Source organism: Burkholderiales bacterium (assembly GCA_013695435.1).
In the GTDB taxonomy this organism is placed as follows: Bacteria; Pseudomonadota; Gammaproteobacteria; order Burkholderiales; family JACMKV01; genus JACMKV01.
Genome location: JACDAM010000241.1, coordinates 1 through 4,491 on the forward strand (window position 1 = coordinate 1; position 4,491 = coordinate 4,491).

At 60.3% G+C, this 4,491-nt stretch carries 6 protein-coding genes; 3 read left to right on the forward strand and 3 right to left on the reverse strand.

Annotation, left to right across the window (positions count from 1 at the left end; translation table 11 throughout):
- Both H0V78_11935 and H0V78_11940 read right to left on the reverse strand, forming a co-directional pair.
- Positions 1-181 (reverse strand): helix-turn-helix transcriptional regulator (locus H0V78_11935; protein MBA2352451.1); only part of this gene is annotated, 181 nt, incomplete at its 3' end.
- Positions 181-462, reverse strand: a complete 282-nt coding sequence (locus H0V78_11940; GenBank protein ID MBA2352452.1) for a type II toxin-antitoxin system mRNA interferase toxin, RelE/StbE family — start codon at positions 460-462, stop codon at positions 181-183. The genes H0V78_11935 and H0V78_11940, both read right to left, overlap by 1 nt.
- A gap of 281 nt (positions 463-743) precedes the next feature.
- Between H0V78_11940 and H0V78_11945 the strand changes: the two genes are divergently transcribed.
- The 3 genes from H0V78_11945 to H0V78_11955 are packed head-to-tail and all read left to right on the forward strand — an operon-like array spanning position 744 to position 4,139.
- Positions 744-2,201 carry a DEAD/DEAH box helicase gene (locus H0V78_11945; protein ID MBA2352453.1) on the forward strand — a complete coding sequence of 486 codons (1,458 nt, stop codon included), beginning with the start codon at positions 744-746 and terminating at the stop codon, positions 2,199-2,201.
- 46 nt (positions 2,202-2,247) lie between these two features.
- Positions 2,248-3,255: a hypothetical protein gene (locus H0V78_11950; GenBank protein MBA2352454.1), complete on the forward strand. Its 1,008-nt coding sequence runs from the start codon at positions 2,248-2,250 to the stop codon at positions 3,253-3,255.
- Positions 3,256-3,302: 47 nt separating this feature from the next.
- Positions 3,303-4,139, forward strand: a complete 837-nt coding sequence (locus tag H0V78_11955; protein ID MBA2352455.1) for a tetratricopeptide repeat protein — start codon at positions 3,303-3,305, stop codon at positions 4,137-4,139.
- Positions 4,140-4,210: 71 nt separating this feature from the next.
- Here H0V78_11955 and H0V78_11960 read toward each other — a convergent pair.
- The coding region (locus H0V78_11960) for a VacJ family lipoprotein (GenBank protein ID MBA2352456.1) at positions 4,211-4,491 on the reverse strand (281 nt) is incomplete at its 5' end.

Here is a 4,491-nt window from a genome sequence, read left to right on the forward strand (position 1 = left end):
CCTTCGCACGTTCAACGCCGAGGCGGACCCGTCCGTTCTCAATTGCCGAGATAGTGGCTTGAGGGATCCGCGATGCCTCCGCCAATTGGTTCTGGCTCATTTCCTGGAGTTCGCGAAGAATCCGGACCGATTCGCCAACAGTGACGGTCGCCCGTTTCTTGGCGGTACGATAATCCTTCATTAAAGCCTCCGATAGTCGTGGGCGGTAATTGAGGCGACCTGGAATAACAGGTCGTCAGCCACGACGCGGTAAACCACTCGCCATTGTTCGCCCACCCGGGACGAACGATAACCTTTCCACCCGCCTGCCAGGGCCTCGTCGTAAAAACCCGTGATGAGCCGAAGACCGGGCGGGCCAGAGATGGAAGCGATGTCCTTCCACTTTTCATAGCGCTTTAAAACCTCAATCGGCGCACTCGCGGCTTGTTTATCCACGCGACGGTGTTCCTCGATGCGCCACATGCCATATTGTGCCTATATCATATATAGCATGTCAAGTCGCGACAATCCCGAAGCTGCCTACGGCGTCACAAACCGGTTCATCCGGGCGGGTCCGATTGCGGCGCAGACGACACTCCGCTTCCGTGCCCGCGGCTGATCGGTTATCATGTGCCCGGTTGCGCGGTTGGCTGTCCGGTCTCGCCGTCTGCCATCGTTGGTTTCCTCGTCGTATCGAAGTGCCACAATCATCAGCCTGGACCGGTCTCAAGGAATTTCCTTGGCAGGTCGATCCAGGAGAATTCATGCCTTTCAGCAAACTCGGCCTGTGCGCCGAACTGCTCCGTGCGGTCGAGGAGCAGGGTTATACCGAACCGACGCCTATCCAGGCGCAAGCCATTCCGCCCATCCTCCTCGGCCACGACATCATGGCGGGCGCGCAAACCGGCACTGGCAAGACCGCCGGCTTTGTATTGCCTTTGCTGCACAAGCTCAAAAATCACGCGAACAGCAGCACGTCGCCGGCCAAGCATCCGATCCGCGTTTTGATCCTGACGCCGACGCGTGAACTTGCCGCCCAGGTCGAAGAAAGCGTACGCACCTACGGCAAGTATCTGGCGCTGAAATCGGCAACCGTATTCGGCGGCGTCAATATCGATCCGCAAATAAAATTGCTGCAAACCGGCATCGACATTCTGGTCGCAACCCCCGGCCGGCTGCTCGATCACGTGCAGCAAAAGACCGTTCAACTGGGCCGCGTCGAAATTCTCGTGCTCGACGAGGCAGACCGCATGCTCGACATGGGCTTTCTGCCGGACATCAAGCGCATCCTCCAGCTTTTGCCGGCGAAGCGGCAGAACCTGCTGTTTTCGGCGACGTTCTCCGACGACATCAAACGCCTCGCCGATCAACTGCTGAATGCGCCGGTGCTGATCGAAGTCGCGCCGCGTAATGCCATCGCCGATCTGGTTACGCACAGCGTCTACCTGGTCGAACGCGACCGCAAACGCGAAGCGCTCGCGCACCTGATCAAAAGCGGAGACTGGCAGCAGGTGCTGGTCTTCACGCGCACCAAGCACGGCGCCAATCGCCTCGCCGGCCAGCTCGATCGCGACGGCATCCGCGCCACCGCGATCCACAGCAACAAGAGCCAGCCAGCGCGCATGCAGGCGCTCGCCGAATTCAAGAACAACGAAGTCCGCGTGCTGGTCGCGACCGATATCGCGGCGCGCGGGCTCGACATCGATCAACTGCCGCATGTCGTCAATTTCGAAATGCCGTACGTCCCGCACGATTACATCCACCGCATCGGCCGGACCGGCCGGGCCGGGACGAAAGGCGACGCGATTTCGCTGGTCTGCGACGAAGAAAAGGAACTGGTCGCGGATATCGAAAAGCTGCTGAAAGTCAGGCTGCCAATCAAAACCATGGGCGATTTTCCAGGCAGCTCGTCGTCATCCTCGTCGGCGTCGACGACCCACAGACCGCGCCAGAGATCGACCGCTCCAGCCGCGGAATCGAATGCGCGCCCGAGCGAGCTGCCGAATTCTTCGCGACCGGCGCGGCGATTGTCAGGCAACAGCATTCCCGATGACATTCCGGACGAATTATTCATTCCGGCGGATCGCCCCCGCAGCTCGCGAGAGCAGGCGGGCAACGGCGCGGCCAAAGCGCGCGCGGGCCGGCCGTCGGCGCCGATTCCGCAAAATCAACGCACGGTTGCGGCGCTTTTCCTGCCGCCCGTGCCTAAGCGTGAGTCATAGCGCTGCGGCAACGGCCGAACGCCCGGTTAACGGCGCGCGGACGAGCGTGGATTTCTGGCGGAGTTGCGGCTTTCGGCTGCTGGAAAAAGACGACGACGGCAGACTCGTGATCACCGACGATTTTCTGCGCGCTTATTTTCAGCGCCCGGAGCTCGCGCCGATCGCCGAATCCTGCGCAGCCGAACGCGCGCTCCACCAAACGCTGCTCGATGATCCGTGCGCCGCTATCGATGATCAACGCATTGCGGCGCTCGCCGATGTCGATGCGGGCGAAAATTATCGCGTCATGTTGCGTTTTCGCGAGCGCCTGCTGGCGGCGCCGTCGCTGGAGGCGTGTTATTCGCGGATGTTCCAGGATCGCGATGTCAGCCTGCCGCCGCTGTTTATCGACCAATTGGTGCAGGTCATTCTGCGCAACATTCTCGACGATTGCGAAAATGGTCTGGTGGCCCGCGCGGCGGAGCTGTTTTATCGCCAGCAGCGCGTGAATCTGAATCAGGGCGGCGTGATGCTGGCTGACGCCACGACAGTCGCGCTGCACGAATCCGGCAGCGGTCTGGGCAGCATTGGTAAGCTCATCATCGAAGCACAAATGCCGCTGAAAAGCATGGCTCTGAACGTGCTCGACGAAAACAATCAAGGACTGTACTGGATGCGCGACGAGCGCTACGACACCGTGTTTGCATTGCATTCGACGGCGGCGCGCGACGCTTTTTGCCGCGTCATCGAAACCTGGATCGCGCACTTCCATCAAACTCCGGTGAAGGTATCGGCCGTGCGCGAGATTGCCCAGAACGAGTGGCTGTGGCACGTTGGGCTCGATGCCGAAGCAACCGGAATTTTGAATGATTTGTACAATGGACTCGATGTCCCGGAAGATCGGCTGGCGCGCATCCTGGCGTTATTCCGCGTCGACTTTCTCGAATCCGCGCACATGCGCGCGGAGCTAGCCGGACGCCCGGTTTTTCTCGGCCTGGCCATGACGACGGATAACATCGTGCGCATGAAGCCGCAGAATCTGCTCGCCAATCTGCCGCTTGCGCGGCGGATTTGACGAGCGCCAGGACCGGCCGGTTTTTACACTGCACAGCCTTGACGTCGATGTCGCCGATCGTACGCCTGCAAAAATTGATTGAGGACCCCGACGAGAATTTCGATCTGGCTGAAGCGGCGCTGCTGATCGCGGCCGAGGAATACCCGGATCTCGATGTCGCTTCCTGCCTGCGCAAGCTCGACGATCTCGCACATACCCTGAAGCGCCGCTTGCGCGCCGACATCAGCCCGGCGGATACCATCCTGTCGCTGAATCGTTACCTGTTCAAGGAACTCGGCTTCGGTCCCAACCTGGAAGACTATTACGATCCGCGCAACAGCTTTCTGAACGAGGTGATCGAACGCAAGGTCGGCATTCCCATCACGCTCTCCATCGTCTACATCGAAATCGGGCAACGCATCGGGCTGCCGCTCGAAGGTGTGTCGTTTCCCGGGAATTTCCTGGTCAAGTGCACGGTACGCGGCGATGCGATTGTGCTCGATCCTTATGCGAAAGGCATATCGTTGAGCCTGGCCGATCTGCAGCAACGGCTGCGGCAGCTTCACGGCGGCGAAACGTCGTCGAAGACACAGGTAGCGGCGATGCTGGAATCGGCCAGCAAAAAAGACGTGCTGGTGCGGATGCTGCGGAACCTGAAAGCGATTTACCTGCACTACAACCAGATGCGGCAGGCGCTGTCGGCAGTCGATCGCATTTTGCTGATCGCGCCCGGTGAGGTCCATGAAGTACGGGATCGCGGTGCGATCTATCAAAAGCTCGAATGTTTCCGGGCTGCGCTGACCGACTTTCAGCGTTACCTGGAAGTCGAGCCTGGCGCCGAAGACGCCGACGCGATCCGCGAGCGCATCATCGAATTGCAGCGCTCGGCAGCGCGGCTGAATTGAGCTGAACAGGAGCAAAGAAAGCGTTGTAGCAGCGTGCACTGTTGCAGCGTGTTAATAGCGCCTTGTGACGTCTACTTCTCAGCCGGCTCCACAGCCCCCTCTCCCGCCGGGTCGGGCGAAGTGGCTGGCACATTGGCCGGCGCCGCGCTTTCCGGATCTTCAAAATTCTCGAAATCCTCGTAGTCCTCAAGCGGCGGGCTGCCGTCATAAACCAGACTGCGCCGGCGCTGCAGATAGGCATCGCGCAGGAATGTGTAGGGATCGAGCGCGGCCTGATCGAGCAGGCCACCAGCGCGCAGCAGATTGGCGCGTGTATCCACTGTACGGACGCCCGATAACCCCAGACGTATTC

Excerpts from the sequence above, each read along its gene's own strand:
- H0V78_11945 (MBA2352453.1), top strand. The coding sequence starts at position 744 with ATGCCTTTCAGCAAACTCGGCCTGTGCGCCGAACTGCTCCGTGCGGTC.
- H0V78_11940 (MBA2352452.1), bottom strand. The coding sequence starts at position 462 with ATGTGGCGCATCGAGGAACACCGTCGCGTGGATAAACAAGCCGCGAGT.
- H0V78_11955 (MBA2352455.1), top strand. The coding sequence starts at position 3,303 with ATGTCGCCGATCGTACGCCTGCAAAAATTGATTGAGGACCCCGACGAG.